We start from the raw sequence: 15,885 nt of genomic DNA on the forward strand, positions 1-15,885 counted from the left end.
TAGGGTCGCTGCTTATGGTGATTAGGCATAAAAATAGGTTTTCTAGCGTATTTAGGTAAGTAGAAGTTCAAGAATTCTTGACTTTTAAGATAAGGAAATGCCTTTAAGGTTGGTTAGGCCAATTTTGCCTCGATCAGGTCGTAAAAGTTTTGCAACGTATGTACGTTAATAAAATCTTCCCCTACCAATTTAACGCCAAAATTGCTTTCTACGGCAACAACTAGATCCACAAAATCCAAGCTGTCCAAATCCAAAGCTTCTTTTAGATTGGCTTCTGGTTCGATCTCATCCTCATCTACTTCAAATTCATCGATGAGAAATAAGTTAATTTTCTCAACAATTTCTTCCTTGGTCAATGTCATTAGTTACTCGCTTTTTTTAATATGAGAGCGGAATTCGTTCCGCCAAAACCGAATGAGTTAGACAAAAATACATCAATTTTTTTATTTAAGGTTTCCTTAACAATGTTTAATTTTTTAGAGTCCTCATCCGGATTTTTAAGATTGATATTAGGAGCTATGAACGAATTTTCCATCATAATTAGGGAGTACACAATTTCACTGGCTCCGGCCATCCAACATTCGTGGCCGGTCATGGATTTAGTGGAACTTACATGTGGGTTGCTTTCCCCAAAAACATCATATATGGCTTTTGCCTCATTGGCATCGCCTACGGGGGTTGAAGTGGCATGCGCGTTTACATAATCCACCTCAGAGGCCTGCATATTGGCATCTTCCAGAGCTCGTTTCATTGCCCTTGCGGGACCCTCTACGTTGGGTGTGGAAATATGGTCGCCATTAGAAGAAAAACCGTATCCCACAACTTCGGCGAGGATTGTTGCCCCTCTTTTTATGGCAGATTCATAACTCTCTACAACTAGCGTGGCACCACCTCCACTTGGCACAAGTCCATTTCTGTCTTTGTCAAAAGGTTTGGAAGCCTCCTCAGGGTTTTCCGTATTAACGGCAAATACGCCTAGACCGTCAAAACTGGCCATTGATTCTTTATTGATTTCTTGGGCACCACCGGCTATGATACAATCTTGAAGGCCGCTTTTAATTAAATGATACGCAAGGCCAACGGAGTGTGATCCACTGGCGCAAGCTGCGCTTATGGATAAATTAATTCCTTTTAATTTAAAAATAGTAGATAGGTTCATGGTTACCGTAGAGTTCATGGCCTTGAAAATGGCTCCTGAACCTACCAAGGTTGTATCTCCTTTTTCCCTGATGATGTCTATAGATTCTACGGTTGCTTTTGCCGTACTGTCATTGCCATAAAGAATTCCTATTTCATTTTTTTCCATGAAATCCTCATCAATTTTGGCCATTTGCAGTGCTTCCATAGTGGCCATATAAGCGTATTGGGCTTCTTGGCCCATGCTCACACGTTGCCTTCTTGAAAGTAGTTTTTTTAAATCCGGTTCCTCAACATAACCGGTAATAGGAGATCGATAGCCAAAAGAAGCTCTTTCGGGATCATAAATGATTCCGGATTTTCCTTCGTATAGCGATTTTTTTACTTCTTCTAGGTTTTTTCCGATGCATGAATAAATGCCCATGCCCGTAATAACTACTCTCCTCATTCTGTCACTGTAGATGTTGGTATGCTAACCTAATATAATAAAGTTCTTGCTTTTAACGGTTTATTAGTACGAAAATTGCCAAGGTCTTAGATATAAAAAGACACTGATAGTTGATGGTCAAATAGGTAGGGTCTTAACTATCAGTGTGATATCCTCAATTGGAAGTTAGGAATATATACCGCCGTTAATGTTGATTACTTCGCCGGTGATGTATCCTGATTTTTGGGATGCTAGAAATGAAACTACATGGGCAACCTCTTCTGCAGTTCCAAACCTGTTGGCGGGAATCATTTTTTTAAGTTCTCTTTCATCCAAATCTTCGGTCATATCTGTTTTAATAAAACCGGGCGCCACGGCATTTACGGTCACTTTTCTTTTGGCCACTTCTTGTGCCAAGGCTTTTGTAGCACCAATTACCGCACCTTTGGCAGCGGAATAATTGGTTTGCCCTGGGGTGCCTTTTTGTCCGGAAACCGAAACCATATTAATTATCCTACCGTATTTGTTTACCAGTAGGTTCTGGATGAGGGCGTTGGTAACGTTATAGAATCCGTTAAGGCTGGTCTCAATAACCTTGGACCAATCTTCCATTGGCATCCACATGAACAAACCGTCTTTGGTAATGCCGGCATTGTTGATTAACACCTCTATGACGGCATTTTTATGTTGGTCATGCCAATTTTCCAAAACACTTTTTACCTTATTGGCTTCGGTAACGTTGAATTGTATGACCTCACCGCTTCCACCAGCTTCTTCTACCAATTGAAGTGTCTCTTCCGCCGCTTCGCTATTGCTGTTATAATTGATAAGGATTTTATAATCTAAATCTTTGGCCAATTGCACACAAATGGCACGGCCTATTCCGCGTGATCCACCTGTAACCAAAGCGTACTTCTCCTTTTCCTCTTTCATCCCCAATTTTAAATTTATACCATTTACTCTATGGATGTGAACGGCTCCGCATTTTGGAACCATTTATCCGCCAGTAATTTTCCGTTTTTATCCAAGAAACCCCAACCTTTTTTGGTTTTTACCCTAGCGAGACCATTGATGAAGCCCTTGGAATCATTTCCTGCCAAAAATGCCAAACCGGCCGTAATATCATATTCCAACGGGATAATTTCTTTTCCGGAAGTGTCTATAAAGCCCCATTGTTTCTGCTTTACAGGCGCCATTCCATTTTCAGCGAATACTTCTGCGTCCCTATATTGTGCTTCAATGACCATTTCTCCCTTTTCATTAATGTATCCCCAGCTTTTTCCTTCCGCTACGGGAGCCAACCCTTTGACAAAGGCCCTTGCCTTATCAAATTGCGGTTCTATTACCCATTTTCCCTGGTTGTTTACAAAGCCTATTTTTTTGTCCTTTCTGGCATAGGTTAAATTGGAGTTTCCATAAAAACCCCAAACCTTGTCCGCACCTTCTATGGGATTAAACTTGCCATTGGCAATAATACCGTAAGAGCCACCTTTCATTCCTTCCACACCGCTGGTGTGATATTCGTTGCCAATTTCTTCGTATTCCACAGGTATAACAACTTTGCCTTTAGAATCTATCATGCCCCACAGATCCCCTTTTTGTACCTTGGCATGTCCATTTCTGAATTTTTTAATAGCGTCATAAGTAGGTTCAAGTACAACTTTTCCATTTGTGCCAATTAATCCTATTTTATCTCCATTTCTATAAAGTGCCACCCCATCTTCAAAATCATAATATTTTTCCGCGGAGGGTACTTCCAACTTCTTCCCTGTTTTGTCTATGTAATGCCAGTCACCATTCTCCGAAACCATGGCGTATCCAGAATCAAAATATTTGACCTTTTCAAATTTGGGTTCTATGGCCCAATCCCCATTGGGTTTTATGTACCCCCATTGCTTGTCCTTTATAGCGGCCGCCAAGCCATTGGAGAACGTTTTGGCATTGTCAAACTTGGGTTCAATTACATAATTCCCCGTTTTGTCTATGTAGCCGAACTTTCCATCTTCCCGTACCAATGAAAGTTCTTGAGCGTAGATGATAACCGAATTAAATGCCAGAAGCAGTAAAAAAATCTTTGTTTTCATGATGTTAGAAATTTTAAATAACAACTTGTTTCTTTTTTTGGACCGAACCATAGCGGCGAAAAGAATGATAGCTGCTTTAAAAAGACCAAGGGGTCAATTGCTTTCCGCTCTATAGTTACTTGTTCCTATGGTTAGTGATGAATTCTTTCACTTGGTTAACATAGGGATACATAATCATATCCTCTTTGAACGGGGGAACTATTTTTCTGACGGCATCGTACATGTTTTTTGTTTTTGTAGATACCTTGTCCTGAACACTAAGATACTCAATTGCCTGTACTACTGTAATCATTTCAATGGCAATAATTTCAAAGGCATTTTCAATCACTTTTTTGGTAATTAAAGCGGCATTGGTGCCCATGCTAACAATATCCTGATTGTCATTATTATTAGGAATGCTATGAACGTACATTGGGTTGGAGAGCATTTGGTTCTCTGCGGTGGTTGAGGTGGCGGTAAACTGTACTCCTTGCATGCCAAAATTTAGTCCTAATGTGCCTAGGTTAACGAACGGAGGCAGGATGTCATTTAATTTGGAGTTCATTAAATAGTTTAATTGGCGCTCTGCCAACATGCTCATTTTGGTGACTACAATCTTAAGTTTGTCCATTTCCAGAGAAACATAGTCGCCATGAAAATTTCCGCCGTGGTAAACGTTCTTTTTATCAACATCCACAATGGGGTTGTCATTGGCGGAGTTTACTTCTTCAATAAGTATGCGTTGTACATCGTTAAGGGTATCCAGCACGGGGCCTAAGATTTGAGGTACGCATCTTATGGAATAATATTCTTGGACTTTTTCCTCAAAAACAGAAACATGACCGTTGGTGTCCGTATAAAGATGGTGTTCCCTTTTTCTGGTTAATGTACTGTCTTTAAGGTGGCTTCGCATGGCCCTGGCAATTTCACGCTGCCCCTTATGCATTTTAGTGAAATTCAGTTCTTCGGATAAGTGGTCATCATAAGCCTGCATTATTTCATTTATGGCAGAGGAACATGAAATCATCCACTCCAGAAGCCTACGGGTGTAAATGGCGTTTACAATTCCAATACCGGTCATAACCGAGGTTCCATTGATTAGGCCCAGCCCTTCACGAAGCTCCACTTTAATGGGGTCAACACCCTCCTCTTTAAAAACCTCCACTGTTGGTCTCCTTTTTCCTTTGTGAAAAACTTCGCCCTCACCAATCAAAACCAATGCTAAATGGGCCAATTGAACTAAGTCGCCACTAGCTCCAACCCCTCCGTGTTCGTAAATAAGCGGAGTAATATTTTTGTTGATCAAATCTGTCATGGTCTTCATGACAGAAACATGAACTCCAGAATTACCAAGACTCAAGGTGTTGAGCCGGGCCAGCATTGCGGCCCTTACATGTTTCTCCGGAATAGGGTTACCGCTACCTGATGCATGACTGCGAATTAAGTTGTATTGCAGCTGAAGGGTTTCGGAATCTTTTATTTTATATTGTGCCATGGGGCCGAAACCTGTATTGACACCGTAAATAACTTTGTTCTTGGAGAACTCCTTTAAAAAATCAAAACTGTTTTTTACGGTCTCCAGGACCTCCTCATTTACGGAAAGGGGTTCATTGTCAAAAATTACACTATAGAACTCTTCAATTCCTAACTTTCCTTTTATTTCTGGCATTTTCTGGTTGGTGTTCGCTTATGGTTCTTGTATTTCGGGAGGGCTAAAATAAATAATTCAAGATGCAAATTACTAATAATTAGGTAAGGAATATTGTATTTTTACTCGAGAATTGAATGAAATTGTAGTTCTGGCTTGAATGAAAATTTAAGCGGAAGCTGTTTCTTTTTTAAAGAGTTGCACATGCAAAACCAATCTGTAGATGTTTTAATAATTGGGGCCGGACCGTCTGGAGCAGTATCTGCTGCGTATCTGCACAAGCAGGGGTTCCAAGTGAAAGTGGTGGAGAAAAGTAAATTTCCCAGATTTGTCATCGGTGAAAGTTTGTTGCCAAGGTGCATGGACCATTTTGAGGAAGTTGGATTGTTGAATGCTTTAAAAGCAAAGAACTTTGAGGTGAAAGCGGGAGCGCGATTTATGCGAGGTGAGAAGATTTGTAATTTCGATTTTAGCAAAAAGTTTACCGAGGGTTGGGATTGGACCTGGCAGGTACCTCGCGCCGATTTTGATAAAACCCTAACCGATACTTTAGAAAGCTGGGGCGTTGACATCGCCTTTGAACAAGAAGTGGTTGGAGTTGATTTTAAAGGAAGCGATTCTATAACTACCCTAAAGGACAAAGACGGAAGCCTTTCGGCCATCGAAGCGAAATTTATTATAGATTCTAGCGGCCATGGTAGGGTTTTGCCAAGGCTTTTAGACCTTGACAAACCTTCTGATATCGGCCGGCATTCGTCTATTTTTACCCATGTAAAAGATAGCAAAAGGCCAGAGGGACGGGAGGGTACCATCATCACTTTTGATATTGTAAGTTTGGATACTTGGTTGTGGGTCATTCCTTTTTCCAATGGTTACACGAGCATTGGCTTTGTAGGGCCTTCGGATTATATCGATTCTTTTTCTGGAAGCAACACCGAAAAACTTCAAGAAATGATGAAGTTGTCTGATTATTACTTTGATAGGTTCGATGGTCTTGCATATGAATTTGAGCCAGTAGTCATTAAAAATATCGCCAAATCGGTGAAAAAATTATACGGTGAAGGATTTGCCCTAACAGGAAATAGTGCCGAGTTCTTAGATCCCGTATTTTCATCAGGGGTCACCTTCGCTACGGAATCTTCATTGGTCGCTTCTAAATTAATAGCCAGACAGCTTTCCGGGGAAAAGGTAGATTGGGAAACGGAGTATTCCGATTATATGAAACAGGGTGTAGAAGTGTTTGCTACTTACGTGAAAGAATGGTATACGGGCAATTTGCAGACTATTTTCTTCGATAGTAATGACAATCCTGTGATTAAAGCGCAGATTTGTGCAGTTTTGGCCGGTTATGTTTGGGATAGGGAAAATCCCTTTGTGAAAAACCACCACCGATTGGTAAAAACCGTGGCCCGAATTGCCGAAATGGAAAAAGAGGCCGATTCATCCATAGAATCATAAATATAAGAGAAACGGCCCTCTCGTTTTTTTTAATGCTAAAAACGCTTAGCTTTTTTCAAAATGAGTCTGGCAAAAGACTTGCCTGTTTTGGCGTATCCTTCACCCAAGCGGTCTTCATTGCTAAAACTACTTCCCCATTGATCGCCAGGGGCGTTTTCGCTGCTTACTTCGGCCAATACGTTGTCATTATTGGAGGTTTCGACAAATTTGAGGTTGGTAGTCACCTTTGCCGGTTGTTTCATAACTCCTGCATCCCAACCTGGGTAGACCCAGATGGTTTCAACGATTAAAGTGTATTTGGCTTCCGGTACGTTTTCTTTAAAGGCAATGCCGTGGTCATCGTAGAAATATCGGTTCATAAGCTCTAAAAATTTGGGCTGCCAAATAAGTTCAGGGGCAGAGACCCATTTTTTCTTCCACGCTTCTCCCTTACCTGGGGATTTCTCTTCCAGTTCGGCCGAGTGTTCCTGTATGTATTGGTCTTGAGGAATATTCTTTTTGAGGAGTTTCATATCGTCATAAACAAACTCGACGTTTATTTCGTTTTGCCCCGGTAAAAAATCGAAATTTCCTTCTTGAATCTTCATTTTTTGCGAATAGCCTAACGCAGCTATACAAAATAGTAGGATGGTGATGCTATTTTTCATAATAGATAATTTTTGTTTCCCTTTTATGGAAGAAGAACTAAAAGGTTAACATGGATTCTTGTTAATCATCAATGGCGGCAAAAACCATTTGACGAAATTTCCATCTGGTTTCGTCCCTAACTTCGCCTTGGGTTTGTTTCATTAGAATACCTATTACCTGCTCTTCGGGGTCGGCAAAGTATTGGGTATTGAAATAGCCTCCCCAATCAAAAGTGCCTATACTGCCATGTCCGCCATTGGTTAGTCCTGTTTGGTTCACAATGCCAAAAGCAAGTCCGTAGTCCCTATTTTTGTCCGTAAATAACGATGCTGTTTGATTTTGCATCATAGTTTCAATGGTGGTTCTGCTTAAGATACGAGTTCCGTTCAATTCGCCACCGTTCAGGTACATTTGTAAAAACGTTGCATAGTCTTTTGCGGTACTTGATAGTCCTGCCCCACCTGAAAAGAAGCTTTGGGCTCCCTTTTTTGGGTAGTCCGTATCGTAAAAGGTAACCGGATATTTCTCCCATTTTCCATCATTTATCTGCTGTACGGTTACGAGTCTATCGTGTTTGTCCTTGGGTAAATAGAACCAGGTGTCATCCATTCCAAGAGGGTCGAAAATTCGGGTTCTCAAAAACTCATCGAAAGGTAGGCCTGAGACTATTTCGATAAAATATCCCAATACATCAAGGCCTTCGCTATACACGTAGGCATCGCCAGGGTTATGGTGCAGTGGTAGCTTTGCCAATTTTTTTACGCTGCTCTCTATTGAAATATTTTCTGTAGTGAAAAGGTCGGTAACACCAGCTTGCTTATAAATTTTTTTGAACCGTTCATCACCATCAATAACCCCGTAGCCCAAACCGGAAGTATGTGTTAGTAAATGACGGATGGTAATTTCGTTTTTGGCCGGTCGGGTGGTGTAGGTGTCATTTAGAATGCTGTAAGAATCTAAGATTTGCGGGTCTTTGAATTCAGGAATATATTTTGAAATGGGGTCGTCCAATTTAAACTTCCCTTCTTCCCAAAGCATCATAACAGCTGTGGAAGTTATAGCCTTGGTCTGCGAGGCAATACGAAAAATCGTGTTTTTCTCCATGGCTTTCTTAGACCTGTTGTTTGCCATACCAAAAGCTTCATGAAAAACGATTTTACCATCTTTGGCAATGAGGGCGACAACGCCCGGAATCTGTTTTTCGTCAACGGCCTGTTGCAACATGTTGCCAATTTTGTTTAGCCTTTCTTGAGACATGCCTGCCTCCGCCGCTGAGGCTGATTGAAGGGGTGCCGATTTTTGAACGGACGGTGTTTGACTGAAAGAAACAAAACAAAAAAGAGAAAGTAGTAAAGTGGTTGATTTTTTCATGTTTGAAATTTACCTAAAAATAGGCTTTTCTAACATGAAATAATAAGATTTGCAGAATATTAAAAATTAACCGTTACTCCCAAGGTGCCAGGACCGAAATTCAAATTCCAGCTGGTTCTTTTGTCTTGGTTGTTGTATTTTTCATTGTATTTTCTGTCGAGATATTTATCAATCGACTCTACCGTTGCCACGCTAATGGCAATGGCAAAAACGAAGTCACTCAACCAATGTTGTCCGTCCCATATTCGTGAAAGGCCGGGTATGGCTCCAATGGTATAAATACCAGCTTTTGCCCACGGACTTTTAAATTGTTTCCCGATAGCGTAGGCATTGGTAAAGGCCATAAGGGCGTGACCCGATGGAAATGAGTGAAAGTTACGGCTCGAATTAAAAGGGTCAAAAGTGTCTTTTCCTAGTCTGGCAACAGGTCTGGCCCTACCGACCGCCGATTTTAATACCTGTTGCAAAAAGCCCGCAGAGGTCGCCGAAGCAATCAAAAGTACTCCAGTTCTCCTCAATTTTTCACTTTTGGCAATCAATCCGGTGAGGTATACGCCCGAAGTGACCAAGTAATTGTTTTCCGGACTTCCGTAAAAAGTCCCGTAGGAGCGAATGACCTCTGGTACCCCTTCTTTTTGCAAACGAATAAAGCGGGAAGTATCATCATCAATTAAATAAACAGCACCGGTACCGGCGACTACCCCTCCAAATTGGGCCCATTGTTTACCCTGCCAATGAAAAGGTCTGGCATAGGAGTAACCCACACCTTTGAACATGTTTACAAAGTCATATTTAAACATGTCCCAGCGTTTTTCACTGGGTACTACAATGCTATCTTGGGAAAAAAGATTGGAGGAAATTAACAAAAGAATCAGAAATGTAAACTTTTTCATAGATTGCAAAAATAATAGCTACGCTTGTTTTGAGAAGAATCGGTTTAAAAGAAAACTAACTCATTTGCGAGTGCCGTATATTATAACCCAGTCAATTTAAAGTTATTGTGGTAAATATGGCGAAGATGGGTTTTTAAAAGTAGATTTTCTGGGCGAGTCGATAGGTGTTGGCATGGGCCTCTACGATGATTTTTATATCAGGGGAATAGCCGCCGCCCATACTACATTGTACGGGAATTTTGTTGTCAAAGCAAGTTTCAAGAACAAAAGCATCCCTTTTTTTACAACCTTCAAGAGTGAGGCCAAGCGTACCCAACTTGTCGGACGCCAAAATATCTACTCCAGAAAGGTAAAAAATGAAATCAGGCCGAACTGTATTAATTAGTTGTGGCAATGTGGTTTGCAAGATTTCTAGGTATTCTACGTCTCCAGTGCCTTTTTTTAACGGGATGTCAAGGTCAGATTTTTCCTTTTTAAAAGGATAATTGCCCTCGCCGTGCATGGAAAAGGTAAATACAGAATCATCTCCTTGAAATATTTCCGCTGTGCCGTTTCCCTGGTGAACGTCTAAGTCAACAATCAAAATCTTATCTGCAAAATTCTTGCTTTGTAGGTAACGGGCCCCAATGGCTTGGTCGTTCAGCATACAGAAAGCTTCGCCTCGGTTACTATAAGCGTGATGGGTACCACCTGCTATATTCATGGAAATGCCATTTTTCATTGAAAAATCACAGGCTTTCATGGTACCATCTGCAATGATACGTTCCCGCTCTACGAGGACTTCGTTTAATGGGAAACCTATTTTTCTTGCCTCACGGGGTGAAATTTTGATGTTTAATAAATCGTAGAAATACTCCGGATCGTGAACCGCCACTAGGTACTTGTCGTTGGGTATTTCGGGTTCAAAGAAGTTTTCTAGGCTACAAGTACCTTCATGTAACAGTTGCTTGGGCAACAACTCGTACTTGATCATAGGAAATCGATGACCTTCCGGTAATGGGTGATTATATATCGGGTGATAGGCAATTTTAAGCATACGCTAAAGATACGGTCTGCCTTCAGTTATTTCATTTTAACAAATAAATATTAAAAATCTACTAAATAGATAGATTTAGTATGTTATTATGCGGATTCGTTTATCTTTGTCCTGATTTTAAGCTAAATTAATGAATACCGCATTCAATTAGAACTGCTAATTTATGAAGTCAGACAACCGATTGGGGAAGGCAATTAACCGTAAGGCCCGAATTTCAAGATACATTTTGTACAAAGAGACCCTTATTGACTTTAAAGAGCAATTTTGGTCTTTTCTGGGGGCATTCGTAGGGATCGGACTTATAGCTTTCATTCAATCTTACTATTTGCCCGACCTTGAAAATGTACTTCTAATAGGTTCGTTTGGTGCTTCTAGTGTTCTTATTTACGGGGCTGTTCAAAGTCCCTTGGCGCAACCTAGAAATTTAATCGGAGGTCAGGTCATTTCGGCCATTATTGGAGTTACGGTCTATAAATTGGTGCCCGACCTTATTTGGGTGGCTGCCCCCATGGCCGTGGCAACTTCCATTGTGGTGATGCAAATGACCAAAACCTTGCACCCACCCGGTGGGGCAAGTGCCTTGATAGCCGTTATCGGAACGGAAAACATTAAATCTCTTGGCTATTTTTACGTTATTTCTCCCGTTTTAATGGGTACGTTGATATTGTTTTTTACGGGGTTGATTTTCAATAACATGACCCGTAACCGAAGGTATCCTACCAACAGCAGAATGACCAAATACATAAAAGGTAAGTTCGCTAGAAATTACCGGTAAGGCAAAACACGCCTATAGCTCACCTTTATGAAGCTTTAACTGAATTCGTTTTCTAGGAATATCTACTTGCAAAACCTTCACAATAATCTGTTGGTGCAAATGCACATGTTCATTTACATCTTTTACAAAAGCATCGGCTAGGTTGGAAACGTGAATAAGTCCGCTCTGTTTGATACCGATATCCACGAAACAACCAAAATTGGTGATGTTATTGACAATACCTGGCAATAGTTGGCCTTCCCTGAGGTCGTCTATAGTTCTAATGTTCTGGTCAAAAGTAAAAACCTTCGCTTTTTCCCTCAAGTCCAATCCCGGTTTTTCCAATTCTTTTATAATATCCTGAAGGGTAGGTAAGCCTATCTCAGCGGTGCAGTAGTTTTTGAGAGGGATGCTTTTTAAAACCTCTTTGTTTCCGATGATTTCCGAAAGGGGCATATTTTTGTCTTTCGCCATTTGCTCCACAATCCCGTAACTTTCCGGGTGCACGGCTGAATCGTCCAAGGGATTTTTAGCATTTTTGATTCGGAGGAAAGCAGCGCCCTGTTCAAAGGCCTTTTCTCCCAATCTAGCCACTTTTTTAATGTCGGAACGCTTGCCAAAAGAACCGTTTGTGTTTCTATGCGCCACAATATTTTCGGCCAATTTGGGACCTATTCCTGAAACATAACTTAAAAGCGGCACACTGGCCGTATTGATATTTACCCCAACGGAGTTTACGCAGCTCTCCACTGTTCTATCGAGAGAGGTCTGTAGCTTGTTTTGGTCTACATCATGCTGGTATTGCCCAACACCTATGGATTTAGGGTCTATTTTCACCAACTCTGCCAACGGGTCTGCCAATCTCCTGCCTATGGAAACCGCACCCCGCACGGTAACATCGTATGTGGGAAACTCTTCCCTTGCAATTTTCGATGCCGAATAAATAGAGGCCCCGGCCTCACTAACGACATAAACTTCTACGGGATTTTTAAAATGAACCCGTTTTACCAAGCGTTCCGTTTCTCGCGATGCCGTACCGTTACCAATGGCAATGGCCTCGATTTTATAGGCGTCCGCCAACGTACTTATTTTTTTAAGGGCTCCCTTGGTATCATTTTGAGGCGCATGTGGAAAAATAGTTTCATTGTGCTCCAAATCTCCGGTGGCACTCAAACAGACCACTTTACAGCCGGTCCTAAAACCGGGGTCGATCGCCAGAATTCGTTTTTCGCCTACCGGAGCTCCCAACAACAACTGTTGCAGGTTTTTGGCAAATACTTTTATGGCGTCATCATCGGCCTCTTCCTTGGCCTTTTTTAGAAGCTCGTTGGATAGGGAAGGAAACAACAACCGTTTGTAGGCATCTTCAATGGCCATCTGAATTAGTGACGCGCAAGAGTTGCTGGATTTAATTGTTCGTTGCACTATTTTGGAAAGGATAAAATCTGTATCCAGTTCTAATTTTAAGCGAATAAATCCTTCGTTTTCTGCCCTGAGGATGGCCAATAATCGATGCGAAGGGCAACGGTTGAGCGCTTCGCTCCAATCAAAATAATCCCTGAATTTTTGAGCCCCCTCTTCCTCTTTTTTGGAAGAAACCACTTTGGTAACGAGCATGGCGGACCTTTCCAATTGCGAACGGATGAGGTTTCTAATGGAGATTCGCTCATTAAGCCATTCGGCGATGATGTGTCGAGCACCCTCCAAAGCGGCATCCGTATCAGGGACTTCAGAATTGGTATATTGCTGAGCGGCGGACTCAATATCTCGATGGTTCTGGACCATGATGATTTTCGCCAAAGGCTCCAATCCATTTTTACGAGCCGTCTCGGCCTTTGTTTTTCGCTTTTTCTTAAAAGGAAGGTAGAGGTCTTCCAGGCTTACCAAATCTTCCGTCTGGGCAATTTTGTTCTTGAGCTCGTCGGTAAGGGAACCTTGTTCCTCAATGGCTTTAAGAATAGTTTCCTTGCGTTTTTCTAGATTCTCAAATTGTTTTTTGAACTCCACAATTTGTCCGATTTGCACTTCGTCTAAATTGCCTGTTTTTTCCTTTCGGTAACGGGAGATAAAAGGGATGGTGCAATCTTCTTCTAGTAAGGATACTGTATTGTTGATACCTTTTTCGGGAAGCTGTGTATGTTTTAGTAGGTAAGGAAGGAGTTGCATTTATTAAGATATACATTTTAGCCTAGTGAAATAAAACCTTATTTCATCAGGTCCATTTAAGTTTGTTTACCTGGTCGAGCGCAGTCGAGACCTAATTTATTCAAAAATGGACCAGAGATAGCTAATGGCTACTTTTAACTTCTCGATTACCCTCGACCTAACACTCAACCGAGGAGATTAATTTATTCCTTCCCCATTACCAACACCGTCTTCATCAGGGTTAACGAATACCAATTTACCTTCTTTGTTTTCGGTCATTAAAATCATGCCTTGGCTTTCAACCCCTCGTAAAGGTCTTGGGGCCAAATTGACCAAAACGGTCACTTTTTTGCCAATAATATCCTCGGCTTTAAAGCTTTCGGCAATACCGGAAACAATGGTCCTTGTGTCAATGCCCGTATCTACCTTTAAAACCAAAAGCTTTTTGGTCTTGGGCATTTTTTCGGCTTCAATAATGGTGCCTACGCGCATATCCAGTTTGGTGAAATCATCAAAAGTGATGGTGTCTTTTTGCGGGGTTACAACCTTATTTTCGTTCTCGTTCGCTTTTTTGGCAGCTTCCAATTTGTCCAATTGCTTTTGTATTTCACTGTCTTCAATTTTTCTGAACAACAGTTGGGATTGATTTATTTTATGCTCGGCCGTTAATAGGGTTTCTTTGGTTGAAACATCGTTCCATGAGGTCTCTTCTGCGCTCGACCCGACAGCCAATATCTCTTTTAATTTTGAAGAAGTAAACGGTAAAAATGGCTCGCTCAACACTGCGAGTCCCGCAGCTATTTGTAAAGCCACATACATAATCGTTTTTACCCTTTCCTCGTCTTGCTTAATGACTTTCCAAGGTTCTTCGTCCGCTAGGTATTTATTCCCTAAGCGCGCCAGGTTCATAAATTCTTGGGCTGCTTCCCTAAAACGGTATCTCTCCAAAGAAGTAGAAATGATTTCCGGGTATTTTTTAAGGGTATCCAACGTTTCACGGTCTAACTCAGTAAAGTTCGATGGTGCAGGAACCACTCCCTCATAATATTTATTGGTAAGAACCACTACGCGGTTAATGAAATTACCTAAGATGGCTACCAGTTCATTGTTGTTTCGGGCCTGAAAATCCTTCCACGTAAAATCATTATCCTTGGTTTCAGGAGCATTGGCCGTTAGGGTATAACGTAACACATCTTGCATATCCGGGAATTCTTCCAAATATTCATGTAGCCACACTGCCCAATTTTTGGAGGTGGAAAGCTTGTTGCCTTCCAAATTCAAAAATTCGTTTGCCGGAACATTTTCCGGAAGAATATAGCCTCCGTGCGATTTTAGAATGGCCGGAAAAATGATACAGTGAAAAACGATATTATCCTTCCCTATAAAATGCACCAATTTGGTGTTTTCGTCTTTCCAGTAGGGCTCCCAGTCTTTACCTTCTCGTTCTGCCCATTCTTTGGTTGAGGAAATATAGCCAATTGGGGCATCGAACCAAACGTATAATACCTTGCCTTCTCCGCCTTCTACCGGTACCGGAATACCCCAATCCAAATCTCGGGTAACGGCCCTAGGCTCAAGTCCGCCATCAATCCAGCTTTTACATTGCCCGTAAACATTGGGTTTCCAGTCGTTTTTATGGCCTTCCAAAATCCATTCCCTTAAAAAACCTTCATAGCGGTCCAATGGTAAAAACCAGTGTTTGGTTTCCTTAGTAGTTGGAGTACTTCCGGTGATAGTGGATTTTGGATTGATCAAATCCGTTGCGTTCAGGGATGAACCGCAATTCTCACATTGGTCCCCGTAAGCTTCCTCATGACCACATTTGGGACATGTGCCGATAACAAAACGATCGGCCAAAAATTGTTTGGCTTCCTCGTCATATAATTGAGCGGTGGTCTCTTCTATAAAATCACTTTGCTCATAAAGTTTTTTGAAAAATTCCGATGCCGTTTCATGGTGTACATCCGCGGAGGTTCTGGAGTAATTGTCGAAAGTAATACCGAAGTCTTGAAATGACTTTTTAATGATGGTGTGGTACTTGTCTATAATTTCTTTTGGGGTTACGTCCTCCTTTTTAGCCTTCATCGAAATAGCTACCCCATGTTCATCACTTCCACAAACAAAAGCCACTTCTTTACCTGTTAATCTTAGGTATCTGGCATAAATATCCGCAGGTACATAAACACCTGCCAAGTGACCAATATGAATGGGTCCGTTGGTATAGGGTAGTGCTGCGGTTATTGTATATCGGTTGGGAGTATGATTGTTTTCGGACATCAAAATAAAATTAAGCCACAAAAATACGTTTTTTGAACCGAGGGATACA

Annotated in this window: 13 protein-coding genes; 2 read left to right on the forward strand and 11 right to left on the reverse strand. The window is 41.4% G+C overall.

From position 1 onward, the window contains the following. Positions 1-113: 113 nt before the first annotated feature. From IL355_RS04510 to IL355_RS04530, 5 genes are all read right to left on the reverse strand, one after another. Positions 114-356: an acyl carrier protein gene (locus IL355_RS04510; protein ID WP_192461348.1), complete on the reverse strand. Its 243-nt coding sequence runs from the start codon at positions 354-356 to the stop codon at positions 114-116. Between the two features lie 5 nt (positions 357-361). Beyond that, positions 362-1,585 carry a beta-ketoacyl-[acyl-carrier-protein] synthase family protein gene (locus IL355_RS04515; protein ID WP_192460976.1) on the reverse strand — a complete coding sequence of 408 codons (1,224 nt, stop codon included), beginning with the start codon at positions 1,583-1,585 and terminating at the stop codon, positions 362-364. Between the two features lie 165 nt (positions 1,586-1,750). After that, a complete protein-coding gene (fabG, locus tag IL355_RS04520) occupies positions 1,751-2,497 on the reverse strand; it encodes a 3-oxoacyl-ACP reductase FabG (RefSeq protein ID WP_192460977.1) in 747 nt (248 codons plus the stop codon). Positions 2,498-2,520: 23 nt separating this feature from the next. Continuing rightward, entirely contained in the window at positions 2,521-3,648 is a 1,128-nt protein-coding gene (locus tag IL355_RS04525; RefSeq protein WP_192460978.1) for a WG repeat-containing protein, read from the reverse strand. Between the two features lie 115 nt (positions 3,649-3,763). Continuing rightward, positions 3,764-5,296, reverse strand: coding sequence for an HAL/PAL/TAL family ammonia-lyase (locus IL355_RS04530; RefSeq protein WP_192460979.1), 1,533 nt, complete (start codon positions 5,294-5,296; stop codon positions 3,764-3,766). Between the two features lie 183 nt (positions 5,297-5,479). Between IL355_RS04530 and IL355_RS04535 the strand changes: the two genes are divergently transcribed. After that, positions 5,480-6,733 (forward strand): NAD(P)/FAD-dependent oxidoreductase, encoded by a 1,254-nt coding sequence (locus tag IL355_RS04535; protein WP_192460980.1) that lies wholly within the window; start codon positions 5,480-5,482, stop codon positions 6,731-6,733. A gap of 35 nt (positions 6,734-6,768) precedes the next feature. On the opposite strand, the gene IL355_RS04540 is transcribed toward IL355_RS04535, so the two are convergent. From IL355_RS04540 to IL355_RS04555, 4 genes are all read right to left on the reverse strand, one after another. Next, positions 6,769-7,380 carry a hypothetical protein gene (locus tag IL355_RS04540; RefSeq protein ID WP_192460981.1) on the reverse strand — a complete coding sequence of 204 codons (612 nt, stop codon included), beginning with the start codon at positions 7,378-7,380 and terminating at the stop codon, positions 6,769-6,771. 61 nt (positions 7,381-7,441) lie between these two features. Beyond that, entirely contained in the window at positions 7,442-8,731 is a 1,290-nt protein-coding gene (locus IL355_RS04545; RefSeq protein WP_192460982.1) for a serine hydrolase domain-containing protein, read from the reverse strand. A gap of 59 nt (positions 8,732-8,790) precedes the next feature. Then, positions 8,791-9,624, reverse strand: coding sequence for a phosphatase PAP2 family protein (locus IL355_RS04550; protein ID WP_192460983.1), 834 nt, complete (start codon positions 9,622-9,624; stop codon positions 8,791-8,793). Positions 9,625-9,757: 133 nt separating this feature from the next. Beyond that, the gene (locus IL355_RS04555) at positions 9,758-10,660 is read right to left on the reverse strand and encodes a histone deacetylase family protein (protein ID WP_192460984.1); all 903 of its coding nucleotides are present in this window, start codon (positions 10,658-10,660) and stop codon (positions 9,758-9,760) included. A gap of 163 nt (positions 10,661-10,823) precedes the next feature. On the opposite strand from IL355_RS04555, the gene IL355_RS04560 reads away from it, so the two are divergent. Further along, positions 10,824-11,435, forward strand: coding sequence for an HPP family protein (locus IL355_RS04560; protein ID WP_192460985.1), 612 nt, complete (start codon positions 10,824-10,826; stop codon positions 11,433-11,435). 12 nt (positions 11,436-11,447) lie between these two features. Here the strand turns inward: IL355_RS04560 and IL355_RS04565 are convergent, their stop codons facing one another. After that, positions 11,448-13,580, reverse strand: a complete 2,133-nt coding sequence (locus tag IL355_RS04565; protein WP_192460986.1) for a Tex family protein — start codon at positions 13,578-13,580, stop codon at positions 11,448-11,450. 177 nt (positions 13,581-13,757) lie between these two features. Next, positions 13,758-15,836, reverse strand: coding sequence for a methionine--tRNA ligase (metG, locus tag IL355_RS04570; protein WP_192460987.1), 2,079 nt, complete (start codon positions 15,834-15,836; stop codon positions 13,758-13,760). Between the last annotated feature and the right edge of the window lie 49 nt (positions 15,837-15,885).

The sequence above is a fragment of the Euzebyella saccharophila genome, assembly GCF_014855495.1.
Lineage (GTDB): Bacteria > Bacteroidota > Bacteroidia > Flavobacteriales > Flavobacteriaceae > Euzebyella > Euzebyella saccharophila.